Annotated in this window: 28 protein-coding genes; 21 read left to right on the top strand and 7 right to left on the bottom strand. The window is 58.1% G+C overall.

Annotation, left to right across the window (positions count from 1 at the left end; translation table 11 throughout):
- Positions 1-24: 24 nt before the first annotated feature.
- The 6 genes from FPZ52_RS11380 to FPZ52_RS11355 all read left to right on the top strand — a co-directional run bounded on the left by FPZ52_RS11380 (position 25) and on the right by FPZ52_RS11355 (position 3,733).
- On the top strand, positions 25-303 hold the full coding sequence (locus FPZ52_RS11380; RefSeq protein WP_338052788.1) for a rod-binding protein: 279 nt from the start codon (positions 25-27) through the stop codon (positions 301-303).
- On the top strand, positions 290-622 hold the full coding sequence (locus FPZ52_RS11375) for a hypothetical protein (protein ID WP_146365584.1): 333 nt from the start codon (positions 290-292) through the stop codon (positions 620-622). The genes FPZ52_RS11380 and FPZ52_RS11375 overlap by 14 nt, the downstream gene beginning before the upstream one ends.
- 205 nt (positions 623-827) lie before the next feature.
- Positions 828-2,060, top strand: coding sequence for a flagellin (locus tag FPZ52_RS11370; RefSeq protein WP_146365583.1), 1,233 nt, complete (start codon positions 828-830; stop codon positions 2,058-2,060).
- A gap of 76 nt (positions 2,061-2,136) precedes the next feature.
- Positions 2,137-2,511: a flagellar biosynthesis regulator FlaF gene (gene flaF, locus FPZ52_RS11365; protein WP_146365582.1), complete on the top strand. Its 375-nt coding sequence runs from the start codon at positions 2,137-2,139 to the stop codon at positions 2,509-2,511.
- Positions 2,508-2,912, top strand: a complete 405-nt coding sequence (gene flbT / locus FPZ52_RS11360; RefSeq protein WP_146365581.1) for a flagellar biosynthesis repressor FlbT — start codon at positions 2,508-2,510, stop codon at positions 2,910-2,912. The genes flaF and flbT overlap by 4 nt, the downstream gene beginning before the upstream one ends.
- Positions 2,909-3,733, top strand: a complete 825-nt coding sequence (locus tag FPZ52_RS11355) for a DUF1217 domain-containing protein (RefSeq protein WP_146365580.1) — start codon at positions 2,909-2,911, stop codon at positions 3,731-3,733. Before flbT ends, FPZ52_RS11355 begins: the two co-directional genes overlap by 4 nt.
- A gap of 2 nt (positions 3,734-3,735) precedes the next feature.
- On the opposite strand, the gene FPZ52_RS11350 is transcribed toward FPZ52_RS11355, so the two are convergent.
- On the bottom strand, positions 3,736-5,061 hold the full coding sequence (locus FPZ52_RS11350; protein ID WP_146365579.1) for a FliI/YscN family ATPase: 1,326 nt from the start codon (positions 5,059-5,061) through the stop codon (positions 3,736-3,738).
- On the opposite strand from FPZ52_RS11350, the gene FPZ52_RS11345 reads away from it, so the two are divergent.
- The 9 genes from FPZ52_RS11345 to FPZ52_RS11305 are packed head-to-tail and all read left to right on the top strand — an operon-like array spanning position 5,039 to position 9,680.
- A complete protein-coding gene (locus FPZ52_RS11345; RefSeq protein ID WP_146365578.1) occupies positions 5,039-5,527 on the top strand; it encodes a FlgB family protein in 489 nt (162 codons plus the stop codon). The two genes, FPZ52_RS11350 and FPZ52_RS11345, sit on opposite strands and share 23 nt — an antisense overlap.
- Entirely contained in the window at positions 5,527-5,910 is a 384-nt protein-coding gene (gene flgC, locus FPZ52_RS11340) for a flagellar basal body rod protein FlgC (RefSeq protein ID WP_146365577.1), read from the top strand. Before FPZ52_RS11345 ends, flgC begins: the two co-directional genes overlap by 1 nt.
- 13 nt (positions 5,911-5,923) lie before the next feature.
- The gene (fliE, locus tag FPZ52_RS11335; protein ID WP_146365576.1) at positions 5,924-6,208 is read left to right on the top strand and encodes a flagellar hook-basal body complex protein FliE; all 285 of its coding nucleotides are present in this window, start codon (positions 5,924-5,926) and stop codon (positions 6,206-6,208) included.
- Between the two features lie 3 nt (positions 6,209-6,211).
- On the top strand, positions 6,212-6,478 hold the full coding sequence (locus FPZ52_RS11330) for a flagellar biosynthetic protein FliQ (protein WP_146365575.1): 267 nt from the start codon (positions 6,212-6,214) through the stop codon (positions 6,476-6,478).
- 1 nt (position 6,479) lies between these two features.
- Positions 6,480-7,196, top strand: a complete 717-nt coding sequence (locus FPZ52_RS11325; RefSeq protein WP_146365574.1) for a flagellar hook-basal body complex protein — start codon at positions 6,480-6,482, stop codon at positions 7,194-7,196.
- Positions 7,197-7,210: 14 nt separating this feature from the next.
- A complete protein-coding gene (flgG, locus tag FPZ52_RS11320; protein WP_146365573.1) occupies positions 7,211-7,996 on the top strand; it encodes a flagellar basal-body rod protein FlgG in 786 nt (261 codons plus the stop codon).
- A 4-nt stretch (positions 7,997-8,000) separates the two neighbouring features.
- A complete protein-coding gene (gene flgA / locus FPZ52_RS11315) occupies positions 8,001-8,435 on the top strand; it encodes a flagellar basal body P-ring formation chaperone FlgA (RefSeq protein ID WP_146365572.1) in 435 nt (144 codons plus the stop codon).
- A 12-nt stretch (positions 8,436-8,447) separates the two neighbouring features.
- On the top strand, positions 8,448-9,176 hold the full coding sequence (flgH, locus tag FPZ52_RS11310; RefSeq protein WP_146365571.1) for a flagellar basal body L-ring protein FlgH: 729 nt from the start codon (positions 8,448-8,450) through the stop codon (positions 9,174-9,176).
- A gap of 9 nt (positions 9,177-9,185) precedes the next feature.
- Positions 9,186-9,680 carry a flagellar basal body-associated FliL family protein gene (locus FPZ52_RS11305; protein ID WP_146365570.1) on the top strand — a complete coding sequence of 165 codons (495 nt, stop codon included), beginning with the start codon at positions 9,186-9,188 and terminating at the stop codon, positions 9,678-9,680.
- Here the strand turns inward: FPZ52_RS11305 and FPZ52_RS11300 are convergent.
- From FPZ52_RS11300 to FPZ52_RS11280, 5 genes are read right to left on the bottom strand one after another with little or no spacing between them, the layout of a single operon-like run.
- On the bottom strand, positions 9,677-10,006 hold the full coding sequence (locus tag FPZ52_RS11300; protein ID WP_146365568.1) for a hypothetical protein: 330 nt from the start codon (positions 10,004-10,006) through the stop codon (positions 9,677-9,679). The two genes, FPZ52_RS11305 and FPZ52_RS11300, sit on opposite strands and share 4 nt — an antisense overlap.
- A gap of 2 nt (positions 10,007-10,008) precedes the next feature.
- On the bottom strand, positions 10,009-11,094 hold the full coding sequence (gene flhB, locus FPZ52_RS11295) for a flagellar type III secretion system protein FlhB (protein ID WP_146365566.1): 1,086 nt from the start codon (positions 11,092-11,094) through the stop codon (positions 10,009-10,011).
- Positions 11,091-11,870: a flagellar biosynthetic protein FliR gene (locus FPZ52_RS11290; protein ID WP_205758593.1), complete on the bottom strand. Its 780-nt coding sequence runs from the start codon at positions 11,868-11,870 to the stop codon at positions 11,091-11,093. Before FPZ52_RS11290 ends, flhB begins: the two co-directional genes overlap by 4 nt.
- On the bottom strand, positions 11,867-13,951 hold the full coding sequence (flhA, locus tag FPZ52_RS11285; protein WP_146365564.1) for a flagellar biosynthesis protein FlhA: 2,085 nt from the start codon (positions 13,949-13,951) through the stop codon (positions 11,867-11,869). Before flhA ends, FPZ52_RS11290 begins: the two co-directional genes overlap by 4 nt.
- Before the next feature lie 2 nt (positions 13,952-13,953).
- The gene (locus tag FPZ52_RS11280; protein ID WP_168201317.1) at positions 13,954-14,616 is read right to left on the bottom strand and encodes a lytic transglycosylase domain-containing protein; all 663 of its coding nucleotides are present in this window, start codon (positions 14,614-14,616) and stop codon (positions 13,954-13,956) included.
- Between the two features lie 194 nt (positions 14,617-14,810).
- Between FPZ52_RS11280 and FPZ52_RS11275 the strand changes: the two genes are divergently transcribed.
- The 6 genes from FPZ52_RS11275 (at position 14,811) to FPZ52_RS11260 (ending at position 19,543) form a co-directional block, all read left to right on the top strand.
- Positions 14,811-15,488 (top strand): hypothetical protein, encoded by a 678-nt coding sequence (locus FPZ52_RS11275; protein ID WP_146365562.1) that lies wholly within the window; start codon positions 14,811-14,813, stop codon positions 15,486-15,488.
- On the top strand, positions 15,481-16,521 hold the full coding sequence (locus FPZ52_RS11270; protein WP_146365560.1) for a hypothetical protein: 1,041 nt from the start codon (positions 15,481-15,483) through the stop codon (positions 16,519-16,521). The genes FPZ52_RS11275 and FPZ52_RS11270 overlap by 8 nt, the downstream gene beginning before the upstream one ends.
- A gap of 13 nt (positions 16,522-16,534) precedes the next feature.
- Entirely contained in the window at positions 16,535-17,311 is a 777-nt protein-coding gene (locus FPZ52_RS19205) for a hypothetical protein (RefSeq protein ID WP_240804361.1), read from the top strand.
- On the top strand, positions 17,271-17,612 hold the full coding sequence (locus FPZ52_RS19200; RefSeq protein WP_240804360.1) for a hypothetical protein: 342 nt from the start codon (positions 17,271-17,273) through the stop codon (positions 17,610-17,612). The genes FPZ52_RS19205 and FPZ52_RS19200 overlap by 41 nt, the downstream gene beginning before the upstream one ends.
- 115 nt (positions 17,613-17,727) lie before the next feature.
- Positions 17,728-18,183, top strand: coding sequence for a hypothetical protein (locus FPZ52_RS19195; RefSeq protein WP_240804359.1), 456 nt, complete (start codon positions 17,728-17,730; stop codon positions 18,181-18,183).
- A 16-nt stretch (positions 18,184-18,199) separates the two neighbouring features.
- Positions 18,200-19,543: a cytochrome P450 gene (locus FPZ52_RS11260; RefSeq protein ID WP_146365558.1), complete on the top strand. Its 1,344-nt coding sequence runs from the start codon at positions 18,200-18,202 to the stop codon at positions 19,541-19,543.
- Here the strand turns inward: FPZ52_RS11260 and FPZ52_RS11255 are convergent.
- Positions 19,540-21,339, bottom strand: coding sequence for a hypothetical protein (locus FPZ52_RS11255; protein ID WP_146365556.1), 1,800 nt, complete (start codon positions 21,337-21,339; stop codon positions 19,540-19,542). The genes FPZ52_RS11260 and FPZ52_RS11255 overlap by 4 nt on opposite strands.
- Positions 21,340-21,351: the final 12 nt, after the last annotated feature.

Raw genomic sequence — 21,351 nt, 5'->3', positions numbered from 1 at the left:
CTAAGTAGAATTGCAGGAATCGGCATGACAATGGATATCAACAGCATACAGACTCCGTTATCGTTCAGGCATGATAGACTCCGCGACACAGCAGTGGATCTGGAGGCGACTTTTCTGTCTCAGATGCTTAAATCAGCAGGTTTTGGTGAAATGTCGGAAAGCTTCGGCGGTGGAGCAGGAGAGGAACAGTTCGCCTCGCTCCTGCGGGACGCTCATTCCGGAGCCATGACCGAAGCCGGTGGTCTCGGGCTGGCACAACACATCTTCGAATCGTTGAAGGAGGTGACCGATGAACGCCCATGACAAGTTGGAAGCCCTCTTGGATAAGGAACGCCAAAAGCTGATCACGAGTGATCTGAACGGTCTGCAACAGATCGCAGAACAGAAGGTCGCGTTGATAGACCGGATCAAACGGGTATCGCTTGATCAGTCTGAGCTATCGGCGCTCGCGCGCAAGCTAAAGCGCAATCAAGCTCTGATGCAGGCCTGCAGTGAAGGAATAGGGACAGCGAAACAACGGCTTTCCGATCTGCTGCAAAACCGCGCCGCCACGACCACCTACACCGGCAACGGACAGCGCACCACCCACCAGACACCCCAATCGATCGAAAAACGCGCTTAGATTTTATATAAAATACAAACGCTTAAATCTTTCAGCTTAGGGTTTCCTTAGCAAGTTCACCCCTAGTCTGGTTCTGCGGCTGATGAAAGGCCGGCGCGGCGTCGCGATACACGACGGCCAGTAATGTCAGAAGGGCAATTGATTCTGCTCAATAGAGCAGCATTGCAACGGGGTGAAAATCACCCACAGACTAGGGAATATTCTAATGTCCAGCATTCTGACCAACACAAGCGCCATGGTTGCCCTTCAGACACTGAAAGGTATCAACTCTGGGCTTGAAACGACTCAGAACGAAATCGCCACGGGCAAAACAGTCGCCACCGCCAAGGACAACGCCTCGATCTGGGCCATTTCCAAGGTGATGGAGGCCGATGTCAGCGGGCTTAGTACCATTTCCGACAACCTGTCACTGGCCGAATCCGCAGTTGCAGTTGCCAGTACAGCATCGGAAAGCGTTCAGGATCTTCTGGCCGGAATCAAAGACAAGATCATTGCGGCTCAGTCTGACATTGCCGGCCGCGACGAGCTACAGACCGACATCACGCGGCTGCGCGAGCAGATCGCTACCGTCGTGGAAGGCGCTCAGTACAACGGTGTCAACTTCGTCAACGGTTCAACCGAAACGACCAACGTCAACGGCGCGCGCGGTCTCGATTTTCTATCGTCTCTTGATCGAAATTCATCGGGCCAGGTCAACGTCAACGAAATTGGCGTAGACGCCCAGAACCTTACGACGAATGAAGGCGTGGGTTTCGCAGCAATCGCCAGCGGCACTGTTGCTGCCGCCGGGTCTACCGCGACCTTCACTGTCGGCTTCATGAACGAAGACGGCACGGCCGGCGCAACCGAGGCCGGCTTCACCAGTGACCCGAACGCCGTAACCGGTACCAATCTGGCGGCTGGTGATGTGCTTCGTCTGACAATCGATGACAACGAGGTGACCTACACGGTCGCCGCAGGTGATACTGCGGCGGAAGTCACGGCCGGGTTGAACGATGCTCTCAGCGGTACTGGTCTGACGGACTATAACGTCGCATTGACCGGCGCGGATATCGAGATCGCGAATAACGGGATAGCAGCGGCCGACATCGGAGTGGATGTAGAACGCAACCGTGGCTCCCTGGCTGACCTGTCCGATATGGATGTCACGACTCAGGAGGGTGCCGAACAGGCACTGGCAGACATCGAGGGCATGATCCAGGCATCCATCGATGCGGCGACATCGTTCGGCTCCACCCAAAACCGGATCGAGATTCAGAACAACTTCATTTCGAAATTGTCTGACTCGCTCAAGGCCGGTATCGGCGCGATGGTTGATGCGGATATGGAAGAAGCGTCGGCACGGCTTCAGGCGTTGCAGGTACAACAACAGCTTGGCGTTCAATCGCTGTCGATCGCGAACCAGGCACCGCAGACCATCCTGTCGCTATTCCGCTAAACCCGAATCGGGGGCGCATCATGCGCCCCCAATCACAGCCAAAAGGTTGTAACCCATTTTCGGTGGAGAGATTTCAGTGAGCGCATTCGACCGAGCCCGAACGGCCTATTCTCCCGCTTCTATGCCAAATCGAAACGACAAAGCCGTTGAGTACGACGCCTTGGCGCGCATCACTCGACGACTGAGGGCGACTGACACAGATGAATCCGGCTTCCCAGAACTGGCAGAGGCTTTGGATCAAAACCGCAAGCTGTGGTTTCGTTTTGCTGCCGACGTTGCCGAACCGACAAATCCCTTGCCTCAGGAACTGAAAGCACAGATTTACTACCTTTACGAGTTCACGAACCAACACACCAGCAAAGTCCTATCACGCAAGTCCGACGCTTCGGTCCTTGTCGAAATAAACACTGCCATCATGCGCGGTCTGCGCGGCAAAGGAGAGGCTGCATGAGCGGTCTGGTCCTGAAACTCGGCCCCAGAGAGAGGGTTCTCATCAACGGCGCGGTGATCGAGAACGGCGACCGTCGAAGCCGCCTCAACATCGTCACGCCAAACGCGAAGATCCTGCGTCTTCGTGACGCAATCCATCCCGAAGAGGTTAACACCCCCGTCCGCCGGATATGCTATATTGCACAACTGGTCCTGTCAGGTGACGCCGCCCCTTCAGAAGCGGAGCCGCAAATGTTGCGTGGCATCGAACAGCTAAGCCGCGCCTTTGGTGACCTGGAAAGTCACCAAACATTGGATGCGGCGACCTTAGCCCTCGGTGAAGGCGAATTTTACCGCGCCCTGAAACACTTAAGGTCTCTTTTGCCGCGCGAGCAAAGGCTGATTAATGGGGCACTCCGGTGACTTATACACCCGTCATTCCCATGTCCGGTCTGACAGGCTGGGCTTTTCTCAGCCGCACGCTGGGGGTGCAGCAGGACGCGCATGCGTCTACGGCTGTGATGAAACGCGATACGGAGTACTTTCGCGAGAAGATCAGCACAATTACCACCGCCGAAGAACTGGTCGCCGACAGCAGATTGTTGAAGGTCGCACTTGGCGCGTTCGGATTGCAGGACGACCTTCCGAACAAGTATTTTATTCAGAAGGTCCTCGAAGAAGGCGCCAGCGCTTCCGATGCACTTGCCAACCGCTTGTCGGACAAACGCTACCGCGCCATGGTAAAGGCATTCGATTTCGACAACCCTTTGGGTCCGGGGACCTTGGAACCCGGCTTCGCGAACCATGTTCTGTCGAGCTATGCAGACCAGACGTTCGAGGTTGCTGTGGGTGAGCGCGATGAAAGCATGCGCCTTGCGCTGGCGCTCGAACGAGAACTGACCAATGTCATGGAAAGCGCCACCACCGAGAACTCCGCCTGGTACGCGGTTATGGGCACAGCACCGTTAAGGAAAGTCTTTCAGACCGCCTTTCGACTGCCTGACAGCTTTGCCGCCATTGACATAGATCAACAGTTGGACGCCTTTCGAGACAAGGCGCGAGCCTATCTGGGGGTATCCGAGGTTCACAAGATTGCCGCTCCCGAGGTCCTTGATAGATTACGGAATTTGTTTCTGGTGAATACCGACATGACCTCACCGGCTGGCAACGCTGACCCTGTGAGGTCTATACTGGGCAGTAGAGCCTCCGCCGCCAGTATTCTTTCGACGCTCTATTCTGGCTGACTTTAACCTTCGGCTGTCAGAATGTTCGCCAAGCGGTCAAAGCTCTCTGCAATGCTTTCAGGTGATTGAGCCCCCAGAAACTCATCCAATTGCGGCCATAACTCTACGGCTGAATCTACCTCCGGGTCGGAACCTTTTTCATAAAGCCCGGACCTGATCATCAACTCGGTTTGACTGTGGACAGACAGCAAACGTCGCAGATGCTTCAGAAGCGCGTTCTCTGTCGCACTCGCTGCACCAGGCAAGCTGCGCGACACGGAAGCAAGCAGATCTATCGCAGGAAAGCGCCCGCGTTCGGCTATCGTACGATCCAGAACGACATGGCCATCCAGCACACCGCGCAGAGTATCAGCGATCAAACCTTCCATATCGGAACCGGCGACCAGCACGCTGAAGATTGCGGTGATATCCCCTGCACCACCCATCTCGCCCGGCCCGGCCCGCTCTGCCAACGCCATGATGTTGCGCGCAACTGACGGCGGATAGCCGCCATAGGAAGATGACTCGCCAAGTGTCAGGCTGACCTCTCGATGCGCCTCGGCGAAGCGCGTGACTGAGTCCGCAAATAGCAAAACATGTTTGCCCATCGCTCGAAAATGCTCGGCAACCGTCATCGCAGTCCAGGCGCATCGCCGTCGCAGAACCGGTGACTGATCTGATGTCGCGGCAACAACGACCGCGCGCGACATGCCGTCCTTACCCATTACCTCTTCGATGAAATGCCTGACTTCGCGGCCCCTCTCACCGATCAAAGCTATTACGACCACGTCCGCCTCGATGCTGCGCGCCAGTTGCCCAACGAGGGTGGATTTTCCGACACCCGAACCCGCGAACAACCCGATACGCTGACCCCGCACGATCGGAAGGGCCGTGTTGAACGCGGCAAGCCCGCATTCCAGACGCTCGCCCAAAGCCTTACGGATCGAAGCTTTAGGCGGGGAGCCAGCAAGGGATCGCGGCTGCGTTCCGGCCAGCAACGGACACCCATCAAGCGGCAAGCCATCTGCATCAATAAGTCGCCCAAGCCAGCTGTCATCGGGCGCGATTTCGATTGGACCCAGCAAATGCACGCGATCGCCCACCGAAACGCTGTCCAGCGATTCCGTTGGAAGCACGTCCGCCACACCTTTGTCCAGTCGCAACACTTCGCCACGGATATGTACCCCTGATCTTCCGCATATCTCGACCTGATCCCCGATCGCAGCGACGTGGCCCAAACCCGCAACAGTCGCGTTGTTCTGCGTAAGTGCCGTGATTCGACCGAACTCCCGCCACGCTCTGCCGCGTGAAATCTGCGCCCGTAGGTTGTCCAAACTAGGTTCCGGCATTTCGCTCTCCGTTTCATCGCAAACGGTTTCTAAACGAATCATCGTTAAGCCGAGATTGAGATCTTTCGAGGGAGAAACCCCGATGCACCAAGGTTTGGAAATCTTTAGGTTGGCGTCCGGTCTGGCGTCACATGCGTCAGCAAGACAATCAGCCATTACGCGCAACATCGCGAACGCCGACACCAATGGATATGTCAGCAAGGATCTGCGACCGTTTTCTCAGCTGGCGGAGTCAGATCGCGGTCGCCTTAAATCGACGCGGGACGGACATATCGGTGCCGGAAAAGGCATGGCCGACGGTCAGATACTTGTTCCTTCCGCTCTAGACGCCGCACCAAACGGCAATCAGGTTTCGCTTGAAAATGAAATGATCAAAGCCAGCGAAGCACGGCAGTCACACCAACTCGCGCTTTCGGTGTATCGCAGCGGCCTTGATATGTTGCGCGCCAGCATCGGACGGCGCTGATGTCGGATCTACAGACAAGTATGGCTATCGCGGCGAGCGGAATGCGCGCTCAGTCTACCCGCCTGCGCCATGTTGCAGAGAACATCGCCAATGCCGACACCCCCGGCTATCGCAGAAAAACGGTTTCCTTTGAAACTGAATACGGCGGTAGCGGGAAGGTTAGAACAGGTCCGGTCCAACTCGATCGGTCGGAACTGAAAACCATCCACGACCCGTCTCACCCGCTGGCTGATGAACAAGGCTTCTACAAGGGATCCAACGTAGAGACGGTCATCGAATCTGCGGATTCGCGCGAAGCGCAACGCAGCTATGAAGCCAATCTGAAAATGTTTGACCAAGCGCGGCAGATGTCGAGTTCGCTGCTCGAACTGCTGCGCAAGTAACGGAGAACCCGAGATGAGCATCACATCCATTTTCGCTGCGAAGTCGTATGCCAGCGCCCGCCCCGTCACCGAAGCGGACCCAAAAGGAGCGGGTCAACTTGCGGGTAAGGTGGCGCAGGACTTCGCCACGACGTTGAATGCCGCAGAACAGACGGCGCAATCGGCGCTGGTGGGCGACGCCGACCCCCATGCGTTGGTCGAGGCACTGGCCCAGTCGCAGCTCGCTGTCGAGACCGCCGTGTCTGTCCGCGACAAGGTTGTCGAAGCCTATCAGGAAATCCTGCGCATGCCGGTCTGACCCATGACGGATGCGGTCTTCTTCGACATTTTGCGGCAGGGGTTGTGGGTGGCTGTTGTCATGTCCACTCCCATCCTAGCCGTTGCACTGCTTGTTGGCTTGGTCGTTGGACTGTTTCAGGCGCTGACCTCCATTCAGGAAATGACCCTGACCTTCGTGCCGAAGCTGGCCGCGATCATAGTCGTTTTCTGGGCAACCATGGGCTTCATGACCCAGACACTCGGGAATTTTTTTCAGACCACATTGCTACCCCTCATTGCCGGAGTTTGACATGGACAACGCGATCTATGCGACGCTGACCCGTCAGGCCGGGCTGCGTCGTGAAATGCAGGTCATTGCCAACAACATCGCCAACGCCTCGACCGATGGCTTCCAAAAAGAAGGCCTCGTATTTTCGGAATACGTGCAAAGGATGGACGATTCCGATTTATCGCTGTCCATGGCACATGCCGAAGGGCGGATGATCGACCGCGCACAGGGACAATTGACTCGAACCAATGGCACGTTCGACTTGGCGATCGAGGGCGACGGCTATTTCATGGTCGAAGCACCCAATGGCCCCGAGTTGACACGGGCGGGTCATTTCACGCCGAACGCCGATGGTGAACTGATCGCGAGCGACGGCGCAAGGTTGCTCGACATCGGCGGCGCACCTGTCTTCGTTCCGCCAGACGCGATGTCGGTCGGAGTCGCCGCAGATGGCACACTCAGCGCTGATGGCCGCGCCATAACACAGATCGGTATCTACATGCCCGGTGACGTCAACGAAATGCGTCGTTCAGCGGGGGTACGTTTCAGCGTTGATGGTGTTGTTCAACCGCTGGAGGGCGCGCGCGTCGTCCAGGGTTTCATCGAAAGCTCAAACGTAGATCCGGTCACAGAAGTCGCCCGCATGATCGAGGTCCAGCGCGCCTACGAGCAAAGCGCCAAATTCATCTCCAATGAACATGACCGAATCCTGTCCGCCATCGACATACTCGGTCGCTAAGCAAAGGAAATCCAATGCGTGCCCTGAAAATCGCCGCCACCGGCATGACCGCTCAACAAACGCGGGTCGAGGTCATTTCCAACAACCTCGCAAATATGAGTACGACGGCCTACAATGCCCGCCGCGCCGAGTTTTCGGACCTGCATTACCAGCAACTCGCCAAGCCGGGAACGATCAACGCATCGGACGGGACGGTTCTGCCGACGGGTGTGCAGCTTGGGCTGGGCGTGCGGCCAACGTCGGTTTCCGTACAACTGTCGCAAGGATCGCTCACCCAGACGAATAGCGATCTGGATGTTGCCATCGAAGGCCGCGGATACCTTGAAATCACCATGCCCGACGGACCCGCGAGCTATACCCGCGACGGGTCGCTGAAACGCAACGGCGAGGGCCTGATTGTTACCGCCGATGGCTTTGCAGTTGCACCGGAAATCGTGATCCCCGAGGATGCATCAAGCATCTCCATCAACGCCGACGGCGAAGTCTACGCCTATTTCAACGACCGCGTGGAGCCCGAAGTCTTGGGTCAATTCACCTTGGCAGCCTTCACGAACGAACGTGGATTGGAAGCCATTGGCAGCAACCTATTCCGCGAAACGGAAGCATCCGGCCCTGCGGTGATCGGCGATCCGGGCACAGACGGACTGGGTCGTCTGAAACAAGGCTATCTGGAAGACAGTTCCGTCGACGCGGTGCGCGAAGTAACCGAACTGATCGAAGCGCAGCGTGGCTATGAGCTTAACGCCAAGGTCATCACCGCCGCCGACCAAATGATGGCGGCCACTTCTCAGGTCCGCTGATCCAATGCGCATTGCCCTGACCATCGCTCTTGTTTGCGTCTCGATCGGCCTCCCCGCCCAAGCAGAAACAGTCGCCGCCAGAGCCGTGATCCGTGCGCAGACCATAATCGCGCCACAGGATCTGAAGCTTCTGCCCGACACGACGCCCGGCACGTTATCGAATCCGTCGCAGGTCGTTGGCATGGAAGCGCGGGTCAACCTGTATCCCGACCGTCCGATCCGCAGTGGTGATATCGGGCCACCCGCAGTGATCGAACGCAACCAGATTGTCGCGCTGAACTACCATAACGCCGGGCTGTCGATCCTTTCCGAAGGGCGATCCCTGGCGCGCGCTGCGGCGGGCGAACGGATTCGGGTCATGAACCTGGAATCGCGCGTCACCGTAACCGGCACAGTCATGGTCGATGGCAGCGTCACCGTCGGCCCACTCAACAGGTAGAAAGGACAGATCATGCGCAACTTGCTAACGCTTGGATTGATTGCCGCCTCCGTCGCCGCATGTGGCCGGATCGATCACGTGGGTCGACGCCCGGATTTCGCTCCAACTGACATCGGACGCGACCACCTCGCAATGGCTGTGCCAGGCCTGCCCCCGTCGCTGGAGAAGCAGCGCGTTGTCGATCAGGCGTCCCTTTGGAGCGGCACAAACAGTTCCCTGCTTAGTGACCAGCGTGCGGCGGAACGCGGAGATATCCTGACCGTCGTTATTGAAATTGACGAGAGAGCAGAGATTTCCAACTCGACATCGCGGTCACGTTCAGCCGATGAATCGCTTCAGATTCCGCAACTGTTCGGACTGCCGCAGCGACTGGACACGCGCTTGCCGGACGGGGCGACTTCCGCCGACGCCGTGTCGGTCGCATCCAGCAGCGACTCGGGCGGGGACGGATCGGTGCGCCGGAACGAAAAGCTGACGCTGAGCATCGCCGCGACGGTTACCGATGTACTTCCCAATGGCATCATGCGGATACAAGGGTCACAGGAGGTCCGCGTGAACTTCGAGATCCGCGAATTGCTTGTGGAAGGTTATGTCCGTCCCGCAGATGTGTCGCGTAACAACGAAATCACCTATGACAAGATCGCGGCGGCGCGGATTTCCTACGGCGGGCGTGGGCAGATCAGCGATGTGCAGCAGCCACGCTACGGCCAGCAGATCGCAGACATCATCCTGCCATTCTAGGAGACACGCATGGCTAAACTGCTACCTGCCATTCTTGCGCTCGTCGGCATCGGTGCCGGGGTCGGCGCGGGGCTTCACCTGAAGTCCGACACGGTCGAGGAGATGGAGCACACCACCGAATGCATACCGCCCAACACCCCGACGTACACGCTAACGGAGCCCAAAAAGCACGCCGACGGCCCCAGCGAGTTCGTCACGATGAGCAACCAGTTCGTCGTTCCGGTGTTCACCGGGGACGGCGTCGACGCGATGGTCATGTTGTCACTGAACCTGGAGGTCGGGCAGGGCCACAAGGAAGAACTGTTCAAACGCGAACCCAAGATCAGGGACGCCTTCCTGCGCGCACTGTTCGAGCATTCAAACGCCGGTGGCTTCGATGGCAATTTCATTGAGATGATCGAATTGGACAGCCTTCGTTCGGCGCTGCGCGAGGCCGCTGCAAAAACCGCAGGACCAATGGTGCGCGATGTGCTGATTGCGGATCTGGTGAAGCAGAAAGTCTAGCCTCTCTCAGCCAGAATGCGCTGAAGAACCTGCAGGCGACCCAGCGAACGGCCCGCCTGTTTTTTTAGCCCATCCTCCCCCGCGCGAAGTTGCGCGAGCTCGAGATTCAGACGTTTTACCTCCTGATCGCGCCAAAGTGCGTGCCGGTCGTCAAAGCCCGCCCGAGCATATTCAAGTGCGAACGAATGCGAGGAAGAACCCTCGCGCAGTTCAGAAATGCGCGACCGGGTCCCGGCAATCTGGTTCCGCAATTCGGACAACCGCGCAAGCGCATCGTCGCGCTTTAGCTCTGCGGCCTGAAGCAGTTGTCTCGCCGCACGCTGCATCTCTACACACCCGCACGTTTGCGCGCACGCATCTGGTCCGCAAACCGGATCGCCGCAGCTACTGCCGCATAGTGTTCCACGGCGATCTCGTCACCAATCTCGACCGTCGCGTGAAGCGCACGCGCGGTCGGTGCGTCTCTGTGAATGGGGACATTGGCGGCCAAACCTGTTTCACGGATACGCGCGGCCACCTCATCCAACCCCTTGGCCACGCAAACGGGCGCGGACCCGCCTGCACGTGACCATTTAAGCGCTACGGCGTAATGCGTCGGGTTTACGATGATCACGTCGGCGTCAGGGACGTCCTGCATCATGCGATTGGTCGCAATATCATAGGCACGCTGACGGCGCTGTTGCTTCATTGTCGGGTCACCTTCGCTTTGCTTGTGCTCGTCCATGATTTCCTTGCGCGACATGCGGTTTCGTCGAATGTGTTCGGCCCGCTGCCACAGCACATCGATCACGCCAAGCCCAACGGCAATCACCAGCACCACGCTCAGAAATGACGTCACCGTCCGACCGAGCAACGAAACCGTCGGTCCGGCATCCAGTTGAACCGCTACGGAAAGCTCCGGAAGGTAGCGATGCAAGAACCACGCCAAAACAGCGGAATAAATCGACAGCTTGGTGAAGCTCTTGGCGAATTCGAAAAGCCCGCCACGTCCGAACTTGTTCTTGAGGTTCGACAGCGGAGATATACGGCTTAGCTTGGGTTGCAGCTTCTCAGTCGAGAATGTGAAGCCTTGCTGCACGATCAGCGCTACAAGAACAAGCATGGCCGGCGCGACAAAGAACGGCGCCGCTGCCAGGGCAACCTTAAGGATCAGACCGCCGGCCAGACCTTGACCATCCAGTCGGAGCAACTGCTCCGACGCGCTGTCGGCACGCGCGATCATCCCCGCCATCAAATCACCCATCGCCCGCACGGACTGCCCGCCCAGCATAAGCATGCTCAACAGTATCCCCGCGTAGCTTGCAGCCGTGGTCAGATCGGTTGAACGCGGGATCTCCCCTTTACGGCGGGCGTCGTCGAGCCGCTTTTGCGTCGGATCATGGGGTTTCTCAGCGTCATTATCCGCGCTGCTCACGGCAACACTCCGATCGGCGCGGACATATGCGCCATGAACGTTCTTAGCCACAGCGGCAGAAGAAGCGGCGTCAGCACCAACAGCAATACGAGCCCACCGAAGGTGATCGCAGGTGCGCCCACAAAGGCCACCATCAGTTGCGGCATCGCGCGGTTGATGACGCCGAGCGCGACGTTGTAGATCAGGGATGCGATGATGAACGGCGACGAATAGCTGAAGGCTAGCGAGAAGACAGAGGCCACGCGCCCAACGCTCCATTGCGACAGATCACCGGCGATCGGGATAATTCCCGGCGGCAGAACGTGGTAAGACCGGATGATCGCGGCGGCGATCTGGACATGCAGATCGGCCATCGCGGCCAAGGCCAACCCCGCGAAAAGCAGTAGCTGCGAAATAGCAGGCTGAGGATCGACACCAGCCCCGCCCAACAGTTGCGACAGAGATGCGGACTGCGCGATAACGCTACCCGCTATCTGAAGCAGCCAGATGAAGACGCGCAGGGAAAAGCCGAAGACCAGGCCATTCAAGGCCTCCGCCCCCGACAGCCAAACCACGGCTGACAGACCGGACGGAATGGCGCCGATGTCACTCGCCACCGCCGGTGCTACGATGCACGTGAACGCAGCAGCCAGCCCCAGCTTGATACGCAATGGCACCAACCGTTCGCCGAATACAGGTATCAACGCGATCGCGGCACCGACGCGCAAGAACACGACCCAAGCCACCCAGATCCATTGACTGGCCAGCGCAAAAAGCTGTGCGCCGGCCTCATTCACGCGGGCACCACACCGACAATGGCAGGTCGCGCGTCAAAGCCGAGTTCCTCAAACGACAACACGGGGACCGCTAAGCCCTTCGCCGCCACCACGGTCTTCAGGTAGCGCCGTCGCCGCGTGGACGTCACGAGCGCTGGAAGGCCATCGGAACCGCTCAGCTTGCCGATCTTTTCCGAAATCCCCGACGCCAGCTTATTGAATTCTTCTGGCGGCAAAGCAACATCCGGCAAACCCTTGTCGTTCTGGATCTGATAGGCCTCGAAGCGCCCCTCCCATTCCACCGCGAGTTGCAGCAGCGGAATGGTTCCATCCGGCCGCTTCTGGTCGGCGACTATTTGATAACCTAACCGCTGGCGTACATGTTCGCATACCGCCTCCGGCGCGCTGTGCATGGTTCGGACTTCCGCAATCGCCTCCAGGATCAGGGGCAGGTTGCGGATGGAGACACGCTCTTCCAATAACAGCCGCAGAACCGCGAGCAGAACCTCCAGCGGAACTTTGTCGGGCACCAGTTCGTCCAGTAGCCGCCGGTTCGCTGCGGCACGGTCTGCGTCCGACAACCCAGTCATCGCGTCCAACAACTTGCGCAGGCTTTTTAGCGTCATTAGCTGCGCCATGTTCGATTTTATGACCTCCAAAAGATGCGTTGCGAGCACTTCTGACGGCATCACCACCGTCGCACCATCCAACGCGATGTCGTCCTGAAGGTCCGGTGAAACCCATTTGGCCGGTGCGCCATAAACCGGCTCGCGTACTGCTTCCCCCTCGATCGCTGTCTTGGTTCCATCAGGTAACAGGGCAAGCACTTGGTCGGTTCGGATGCGATCGCGCACACGTTCAACCCCATGTATGCGGATCGCATATTGACCTGACCCAAGAACGGCGGAATCGGTCAGTCGGATCTCCGGCAGGATTAGCCCATAGCTTTCGGCCACATGGGTCCGTAAACTGACAATCCGCGCATCCAACCCGGTTCCCGGGTCCAGAACCATCGACACCAGATCAGGCGCAAATTCGACATGGACGTCGTCCAACTCCAGCATGTCGCCGATCGACTTCTCGGCCGGTCGGCTCTGGTCTGACGCCTTGACCTGCGCCGCTTGCTTGACTTTGGCTTGTGCCTGTCGATGAACGGCAAAGGCGGCCGTTCCCAGCCCCAGCCCGCCCAGAAGGAACGGCAAGAACGGCAACCCTGGCACCAGCGCAAACAGGATCATCAGCGCAGCAACCGTCGCCAAGGCCCCCGGATGCCGCCCCAACTGTCCGATAACGGCCAGATCAGTGGTGCCCGTCGCCCCGCCCCGCGCCAATAGCAAGGCAGATGCGATGGATATAATCACCGCCGGTATTTGCGTCACCAGCCCGTCGCCAACAGTCAAAATCGCGTAGGTTTCCATCGCTGTTCCGGCGGGCATCCCATGGATGGCGATCCCCATCCCAAGGCCCATCACGAAGTTCAGCAACGTGATCAGCAGGCCCGCGATAGCGTCCCCCTTCACGAACTTGGAAACACCATCGAGCGAGCCGAAGAATGTCGTTTCTGCCTGCTCCGTTTCCCGGCGGCGCTTGGCTTCTTCATGGCTGATTGCACCGGCAGATACGTCGCTATCGATGGCCAGCTGTTTGCCCGGCATACCGTCCAACGCAAAGCGCGCGCCGACCTCCGCCATACGTGCTGCACCTTTGGTGATAACCATGAAGTTCACGATCAGCAGCACCCCGAACACGACGAGCCCGAGAAAAATGCTGCCGCCCATGACAAACATCGCAAAGCCGTTGATTACGTCACCCGCAGCTCGTGTTCCCGTATGACCTTCGCCGATGATCAGTTTCGTGGACGACACGTTCAGGGACAGGCGCAACATCAGCGACGCCAGAAGGATCGTCGGAAAGGCAGAAAAATCCAGTGGCCGCTCGATAAACAGTGTCACCGTGAAGATCAGAATGGCCAGTGCGAAAGAGGCCGCGAGCCCCACGTCAAGCACCCATGCGGGCATCGGCAGGATCATCATGACAATGATCGCCATCAGCGCGAGCGCCAAAAGTATCGTCGGTTGAAACAGCGTCTTGGCGTTCGGCATGGTTACGACCCCTGCCCGAACAGGCTTACGCCGCGACCATCGGGGATCAGTCGCCGTGCATCAGTGCGATCCACCGGCACCAGCGACCCCATGCGCACCGCCCCGCCTTGCAGCAATGCGAAGGAATTGAGACGTCCGGCCGGTTCATCCAACTGCGATACATGCTGGCTGTAAAGGGTCCGGTAACGCGCGGCATGTTGCTCCGTCCGTGAATGGTAACGTCCCGCGGCGAGGGTCCAATCCCCGGTTTCATCATGTAAGCGTTCCAGAAACCTTGCCGCGTACAGCGCGTTCTGCACCGGGTCCACCATCTGCTCCAGCGATGCGAACTGCGCACCGTGCCAACGATAATTGACCTGAAAGCACCCCAGGTCGAAGCTGTGCTCGCCTGCACCAAGCGTATCGCGCGCGATGGACAGCAGAGCAGAGCGATCATCCAGCCATATGCCTCGACCAGCGATGTTGATAGTCCACGGCCAAGGCTTGCCATTGCGAGCCGTTTCAGTTCGGGTGATCGCACGCAAGACATCTAGGGGGACACGGGTTCTCGACGCAGCCTCCCTCGCCGCCATATCGCATGTGTTTGCCACCGACGCCGTCGCCAGCATTAACCAAACCCCTAATCCGATCAGCAACCGGGGCACCGTAAGACCTTCGTCAATCATGTCCGACTCGCGCAGTTCTTGCCGCTGCATCAGGTCTAAAACCGCAAGCGTTGAGAAATGGTTAGGCGACAGCGGTTATCTGCGGTCAGGATTTCCTGCCCTTCGCTGCAATAATGGTGAAAATCCTTCGACAGCGGGCATCTACGCTCTATACTTTACCTAAAGTCATTTTTCTTGAGGCGATTGGAGCGCGCATGTCGAACATTGCCGGCAAGGCTTACGCGATGAATGTTGTCACGCCCAGCCAGCCTTACCGAACCTGGATCAATCGCCTGATATTCATGGTCGCGCGCGGCATACCGTCGGTGCTCAGCGGGCTTCTTGGGTTGTCGCTGATCCACTTCGCCAGATGGGTGATCATCAAGCGCGACCAATGGCCCGACCTTGGGCAAGGCAAGCAAGTGCTGCAAAATGATTACATGCTGTTCTGCTCGAACTTCAACGGTACCTGGGATCAGTATATCGACGCGTTTTCTGACGGGATTCCAAACGGGCTGAACCTGTTTTGGTATTCGGCAACGAAGTACCCCCAATCCATCCCGATCACGCCGTTCAAGAACTACATCACATATAATCAGGTCTATACCGACTATTACTACAACGCGACGCCGGGCTCCGCGCAGCGTGACATCAAATGCGCGATGAAGGTGTATGACGCCATCACACGCCTGCAGAACGCCCATGAGACACAATCGGCGGAAGAATTTGCCAAGACCTACAAGCAGGAATTTCTTGCCGTTCAGAATTGTCTCGGCGATCCGGGATTTGGCCCTGTTGCCAGCCTAGACACCGAACGCGCGGATATGAATCGCCTGCCCTATGTGCATCTGCAAGGCTTCAAGCTGGCCGATCAGGGGGACGATCATGCCTGACTTCGACGGCGGTCATCTTTTCCTGACGTTTCTTACACCAATCAAGACGGGTTCAACCACCGGTGCGGACGGGACACAGATGTCCTATGAACAGCGCCTGCGCATGACGCTCGCACTGCTTCCAACCGCACTACAATCGCCTGCCACGCAAAAGATCGGCGAAAACAGCCCTTTTGCCCGCAATCGTCGAACCCATCTTTGCCGGTTCATGGTGCTGGAGGACGCCATCTATAATGGTCGCAATCCGAAGAACGCGATCGCTATGTCGGTGCGGGGCCTGGATCCGATCAACCCCGGACCTGTGGACCGGCTGAACTGCGGCTACCTGCTGTTCGCGGCCGATGTAGATGCCGTGATCGAAGAAGGTGACGCGCTTCCGAAGACACTCGATGGCGATGGGCAAACCAAGGCGCGCGATGCGTATGCCCGCAACCTGTGGTCGACGATGGAGGCCGAGTTACGCGCGGTCTATGGCAACTGCGTGGGCTTCGACGATGTCGCAAATGCAGACGACTTCGCCGCGTATCTGACCAAGTGCCAGATCGAAACGACAATGCCATTCAACGACTACTGGTCAGAAGCCCCGTTGACCGAGCCGCTCCCCGTCAAAGCGATGGGCATCGCCGCGGCGGTCCCTGCCATGATCATGCTGCTCGGTTTGTTCGGCGTCATTCTAGGGTTGGAAGAACCGGTCGTCCTTGGGTGGCTCTTGCCATGGCAAGCGCATGAGACCTTCCTGTGGGGGCTGCTGGTGACGGCGCTGGTTGTGGTTGGCCTTTACCTCTATGTGCTGCGCAGGGGCCAATCACCCATGCCGCCGGGCAAGTACGGCGATCTGCCCTCGGTTCTGAAAGCGCTATATCTACAGCAGAATTTCGCGGATTTCGTGGTAGATCATCAAGGCTCCGACGCGGAGACCTTGCACCGCGACTTCGGAGCTTTCCTGAAATCGCACAGGCCCGACGACAAGATGCAGCCATCACAAGCGCCGGGTGTGATTTCGATTCATTCAGACAACGCGATTATCAAGTGACGGACGTCCTCCGATGAAACGAGTGCTCAATCTCGACGACATTCAAGGCAACATCCCGCGGGCCTATGGGCGGTATTCCTTTCCATTCGCGCGATATTTCTTTCTGTATATCGAAGATGGCGGAACCCGCGCAGCACGCAAGCTGGTCGATGAACTGCGTGCGCGTGTGACAACAGCCGCACCGTGGTCCGACGCGACCAAACCCCAGGTCACACTGAACGTCGCCTTTACCTTTTTCGGGCTTCATATGCTGGGTCTGCCAACGCGAACCCTGCAGGGTATGCCGGAGTCCTTCGTAGACGGGATGAAGGCCCGCGCCTTCATTCTGGGGGATCGTGACCCAACCAAGACGCAGCAAGCCGATCAGGAATGGTGTGCTAACTGGGACCCGATCTGGCGTGACAACAAGGCCCAAAAGGGCGAGGACGTTCACATCTGGGTTGGCATGAGCGCCCAAAGCGTGGCGGACGGCATCGCGGAACCCACCCCCGAGCTGGACGAACAAACCCAGTGGCTGCGCGATCTATGCGCGGCATCGGGTGGCATGGTCAAGATCCTGACCACCAATGACCAGGACGGAACCGCAGAGTACCAATCCGCAAACGCCATTTTTCGTGACATCGACGGGGTAAAAATACCGACGCCGCGTGAACATTTCGGGTTCACCGATGGCATTGGCGATCCGGTCTTCGAAGGACAATACCCGCCGGAAAAGGAGAAATCCGTTGTCATCGGGCGCGGGCAAATGGATGAACGCCAAGGAAGGTTGGCAGCCGTTGGCAACCGGTGAATTCATTCTGGGCTACCCCGATGAAAGTCAGGAACTGCCGCCGACTGCGATGCCGCCGAACCTGATGCATAACGGCAGTTTCATGGTTTACCGCAAACTTCATCAGAATGTCGGCAGCTTTCACGCGGTCGTCAATCAGGAGGCCGAGCAATACGCCAAGGTCATGGGAATCGACCCTCCCGAAGCGATTGAAACACTCCGCGCGAAGATGATCGGTCGGTGGAGCGATGGCATTCCTCTATCGACCGTGCCCGACTTCTCTGCCTGGCAAAAGTTGAGGACGAAAACTGGGGTTAGATGATCCCGACCCGATTAAGGCGGTGCAGGCGCATCGGCAGTATCTGGCTTCCACTGCGGCATCTGATTTCCGTTTTGCCGACGACATGCAGGGCTATAGATGCCCGGTCGGCGCCCATATGCGGCGGGCGAACACTCGTGATTATCTGGACCCTTTGAACCAACCGGGTGAAGATAATCCAAAAGCCACCACCCAGTTGAACAAGCGGCGACGCATCCTGCGGCGCGGCCTGCCCTATGGCGGACATGAGTGGGAACAAAAGACCGACGACACCGATCAAGGCGTCGCGCTGATCATCATCGGAGCCAGCATTTTCCGGCAATTCGAGTTCGTGCAACAGCAATGGATCCAGTATGGGCTGGACTTCAATCAGGGTAACCACACTTGCCCGATATTGGGCAATCACGATCACCACAAGCGCTTCGTGATCTCCGCCTCGCCCGACAGCGGCAAACCACCCTATGTGATGAGCGGCCTGAAAACCTTTGTAGAGACGCGCGGCGGGGACTACTTCTTCCTGCCGTCCATGACCGCGCTACACATGATCGCCACCGGCATTGTGGACCCAACCTGATGCGGCGGCAGACCACATGATTTCCAGCATCATGAACCTCTTGAGGACAGCGTGGCGGTTGATTTTGATCTGGGCAGATGCGTTTCGTGCGCTGTGGGCGTTGCGCGGCGCGGCTGTTCTGGCGGTCCGCGACAGAAACCGACTAGCCGAAAAACTGATCGCACCGGAACCGCAACGGCACGTGCTGGCAATCCTACGCGCTTGGGCGCCCAACATATCGCTCAAGCGGCAAGTCGTGAAAGCCTACGAAAACACGGGCACCTCGGTCGTCACCAGACGCGAAGACGTGCTGGACGTGCTGTCACGCGACGAGGATTTCGAAGTCGTCTATGGCCCCCGTATGCGTGAACTGACGGGGGGCGCGAACTTCTTTCTAGGGATGCAGCCCGGTTGGGATTACACCCGCGATACGTCTGCCATGCGTCTTGCCATGCGGCACAGCGACGTGCCCCGAGTTGTTCTGCCCCGCGCGATCGAGTTATCCGAACAGATCGTAGCGTCGAGCGAAGGCATGCTTGACCTACCACAGGCTCTCACGCTGGAAGTGTCTTGGGATATAGTTGCGCGCTATTTCGGGCTGCCAGGGCCAGATCCCGAGGCAATCAAGAATTGGGCAACGACGCTCTTCTGGTACTTATTCGGTGATTTGGGCGCCGATCCCGAATTGCGCCAACGATCCATGGATAGCGCCAAAGGGCTTCGGAACTATATCGACGTGGAAATCGCACAGCGAAAATCCCAACCCACCGAGAAGGATGATGTCTTGGCGCGATGCCTTGCGCTTCAAGCGGCAGCGACACCCGGCATGGATGATCTTGGGATTCGTAACAATCTGCTTGGTCTGGTCATCGGCGCCATACCAACCATTTCCAAAGCAAGTTGCCTGGCGCTCGACGAATTACTTCGACGCCCGGAAGCGCTCGCCAGCGCGCGCAAGGCGATAGATGCGGGTGACGACCAATTGTTTGCGGGCCATATATGGGAAGCGCTTCGTTTCAACCCGCATAACCCTGTTATATATCGCCGCGCGACGTGTGACACCCAGATCGCCCGATCCTCGCTTCGCGAGAAACAGATCACCAACGGCCAGATGGTTTTTGTCAGCACGTTGTCGGCAATGTTCGACAGACTCGATATAGACAGCCCACTCGATTTCAAACCAGATCGCCCGTTCAACACGCATATCATCTGGGGGAAGGGCATGCATAGCTGCTTCGGAGCACAGGTCAATCAGGCCGTCATTCCGGCCATTCTTAAGCCGCTGATCGCCAAGCCCTCCCTGCGTCGCGCCGAGGATGCCCGCGGCCAGATCAGCGCGGGCGGTACACCTTTCCCGCAGCATTTTCACATCGCATACTAGTCGCCCGAGGCGAGCACGGCCTGTACTCTATCGCGCAACTGACGGCTGTTTTCCAGCAACTGCCTGCCATCACGCAAGCTGTCGACCGGGTTTGATTGTGCGGAGCGCGCCACGGGTTGCACGGGCACCACATCGGCGAGCTTGCTGTCATCCTGACGAATTCCTGGTGATATGCCAAAGCGTTTTGCCTGTTCCGAGAACCCGAGTTCTGTCAGCCGAACACCGACAGCCATCGCCACATCTGTGTCCAGCCAACCCCGTTCCAACGTGGCACTGTTGGAAACGAACGCGCCGTCGCTGGCCCGTTCCGTCATCATGGCAACCAGTCGGTTCCGTGCTTGCCGTAGATTGGTCGGGTCCATCTTATGCGAACGGGTGAAACGCTGTAGCTCCTCCAACGCCTCATCAAATAGCTGCACCCGCGCCAAGGCATCGACATAAGCATCAAGCAGCGCCTCACCACTATTCGTGCCCTTCGCCTCGAACGCGAAAGCGCGTGCAGCGGACAGCATTTCGTCATCGATGTCATGTGGTTCCGCTACCTTCAGGCGACGGGTCAAGGAGGCAATGTTGGACAGCCCGACTTCTGGAAGGTCGGTCGCCACATGCCCGGCCTCGGTCGGATGCAACGTGTCGGTGATTTCACTGCGGCGCTTTTCTTCGGGTTGCTGCGCGCGCAGAACGGATTCGCGCACAGACCGCGCTGTTTCCTCGTATCCTGCATCCAGCAGACGTGCAGATAACACCGGCGCGATATGCGCACGCAACCATAGTGGCCATTCAGAAAACGTGCGTCGCAAAATGGCTTCATCGAAGGACGCGCTTGGCTGGTCTGCGCCCCATGCGAGAACTGCCCATGGCATCGCAGCGCTGTCACAGCTGTACTGATGCCTCAGCGTATCTCCCTGCGCCAATGATGGATCGTCGATCAGGCGAGCCATTTCTCGCAGAACTTGACTACCATCTCCTTCTTCTGCGGTAGCAAGAACCTGTCTGGCCTCAGCGCCGAAGCCGAGGTTGAGATAGGCTTTCGCAAGCGCTTCAGCGCTTTGCAATTGACCATCTTGCATGTTCGTTCTCGAGGAAATCAGCCCGATTGCGGTCACCGGATCCTGCGCCATCCCCCATGCCGATATATCGAAGGACGCATCGGGCAAGCAGCCGGGCCGGTTCCGATGATCACCAACCGGAGACCGCGCAACCTGCTCAAAACCGTTTCTTACCTGAACCTGCGCATGGGAAAGAGCGGATGGGTCGGAGTCTGGTTCACGAGATACGACCTCGACCAAACCGAGTGTGGTGGCACGACCGATTTCTCCTGTCAGCGTTTGGCGCAGATCGGCCTGTCCATCCAAGGAAGGGCCGCCTGATGGAAGCTTACCGATGATGTTGGCGGCGGCGCTCTGACGATCATCCAGTGCCATTACAACATTTGTCACCGTGGGGGGGCGGTTCGATGTCTCAGCAGCTTCTGCTGGCGGCGTAATCTCATCACTGGACAGCGACGCCTCGAAACGAGAATGAGCAGGCGCTGGCCCGTCCTTGATGTCAATCACCAAGACACCGGGCCGGTACTCGAATGCATCTCCGTGGCAGGCACAGCTTACTTGCAGCCGCACCATTTCGCCTGTCGAGATGATATCCAAGATTCGGCTTCGCGGCATGAAATCAAAAACTTCATTCAGATCATACGCTCGTTCGTTGCCGTCAATTTCAAGGACGTAGCCGGTCTCAAACCGCCCGAACCGCCATGAGACCTCTTCGCCGAACTCGAAAACGAGACGCGAAAAGTCCACGTGCTCACCCGA

It is taken from the genome of Qingshengfaniella alkalisoli (genome assembly GCF_007855645.1).
Taxonomy (GTDB): Bacteria; Pseudomonadota; Alphaproteobacteria; order Rhodobacterales; family Rhodobacteraceae; genus Qingshengfaniella; species Qingshengfaniella alkalisoli.
The sequence above is the reverse complement of the archived record's forward strand: the minus strand, read 5'-3'. Positions and strand labels throughout refer to the sequence as shown.

Coding starts and splice junctions, on each gene's coding strand:
- flgC (WP_146365577.1), top strand. CDS start 5,527: ATGTCGGATCTACAGACAAGTATGGCTATCGCGGCGAGCGGAATGCGC.
- FPZ52_RS11280 (WP_168201317.1), bottom strand. CDS start 14,616: ATGATTGACGAAGGTCTTACGGTGCCCCGGTTGCTGATCGGATTAGGG.
- FPZ52_RS19200 (WP_240804360.1), top strand. CDS start 17,271: ATGAACGCCAAGGAAGGTTGGCAGCCGTTGGCAACCGGTGAATTCATT.
- flbT (WP_146365581.1), top strand. CDS start 2,508: ATGAGCGGTCTGGTCCTGAAACTCGGCCCCAGAGAGAGGGTTCTCATC.
- flgH (WP_146365571.1), top strand. CDS start 8,448: ATGCGCAACTTGCTAACGCTTGGATTGATTGCCGCCTCCGTCGCCGCA.
- FPZ52_RS11325 (WP_146365574.1), top strand. CDS start 6,480: ATGGACAACGCGATCTATGCGACGCTGACCCGTCAGGCCGGGCTGCGT.
- flgG (WP_146365573.1), top strand. CDS start 7,211: ATGCGTGCCCTGAAAATCGCCGCCACCGGCATGACCGCTCAACAAACG.
- flgA (WP_146365572.1), top strand. CDS start 8,001: ATGCGCATTGCCCTGACCATCGCTCTTGTTTGCGTCTCGATCGGCCTC.
- flhA (WP_146365564.1), bottom strand. CDS start 13,951: ATGCCGAACGCCAAGACGCTGTTTCAACCGACGATACTTTTGGCGCTC.
- fliE (WP_146365576.1), top strand. CDS start 5,924: ATGAGCATCACATCCATTTTCGCTGCGAAGTCGTATGCCAGCGCCCGC.
- FPZ52_RS19195 (WP_240804359.1), top strand. CDS start 17,728: ATGCGGCGGGCGAACACTCGTGATTATCTGGACCCTTTGAACCAACCG.
- FPZ52_RS11330 (WP_146365575.1), top strand. CDS start 6,212: ATGACGGATGCGGTCTTCTTCGACATTTTGCGGCAGGGGTTGTGGGTG.
- FPZ52_RS11305 (WP_146365570.1), top strand. CDS start 9,186: ATGGCTAAACTGCTACCTGCCATTCTTGCGCTCGTCGGCATCGGTGCC.
- FPZ52_RS19205 (WP_240804361.1), top strand. CDS start 16,535: ATGAAACGAGTGCTCAATCTCGACGACATTCAAGGCAACATCCCGCGG.
- FPZ52_RS11270 (WP_146365560.1), top strand. CDS start 15,481: ATGCCTGACTTCGACGGCGGTCATCTTTTCCTGACGTTTCTTACACCA.
- FPZ52_RS11370 (WP_146365583.1), top strand. CDS start 828: ATGTCCAGCATTCTGACCAACACAAGCGCCATGGTTGCCCTTCAGACA.
- FPZ52_RS11300 (WP_146365568.1), bottom strand. CDS start 10,006: ATGCAGCGTGCGGCGAGACAACTGCTTCAGGCCGCAGAGCTAAAGCGC.
- FPZ52_RS11380 (WP_338052788.1), top strand. CDS start 25: ATGACAATGGATATCAACAGCATACAGACTCCGTTATCGTTCAGGCAT.
- FPZ52_RS11350 (WP_146365579.1), bottom strand. CDS start 5,061: ATGCCGGAACCTAGTTTGGACAACCTACGGGCGCAGATTTCACGCGGC.
- FPZ52_RS11375 (WP_146365584.1), top strand. CDS start 290: ATGAACGCCCATGACAAGTTGGAAGCCCTCTTGGATAAGGAACGCCAA.
- FPZ52_RS11275 (WP_146365562.1), top strand. CDS start 14,811: ATGTCGAACATTGCCGGCAAGGCTTACGCGATGAATGTTGTCACGCCC.
- FPZ52_RS11260 (WP_146365558.1), top strand. CDS start 18,200: ATGATTTCCAGCATCATGAACCTCTTGAGGACAGCGTGGCGGTTGATT.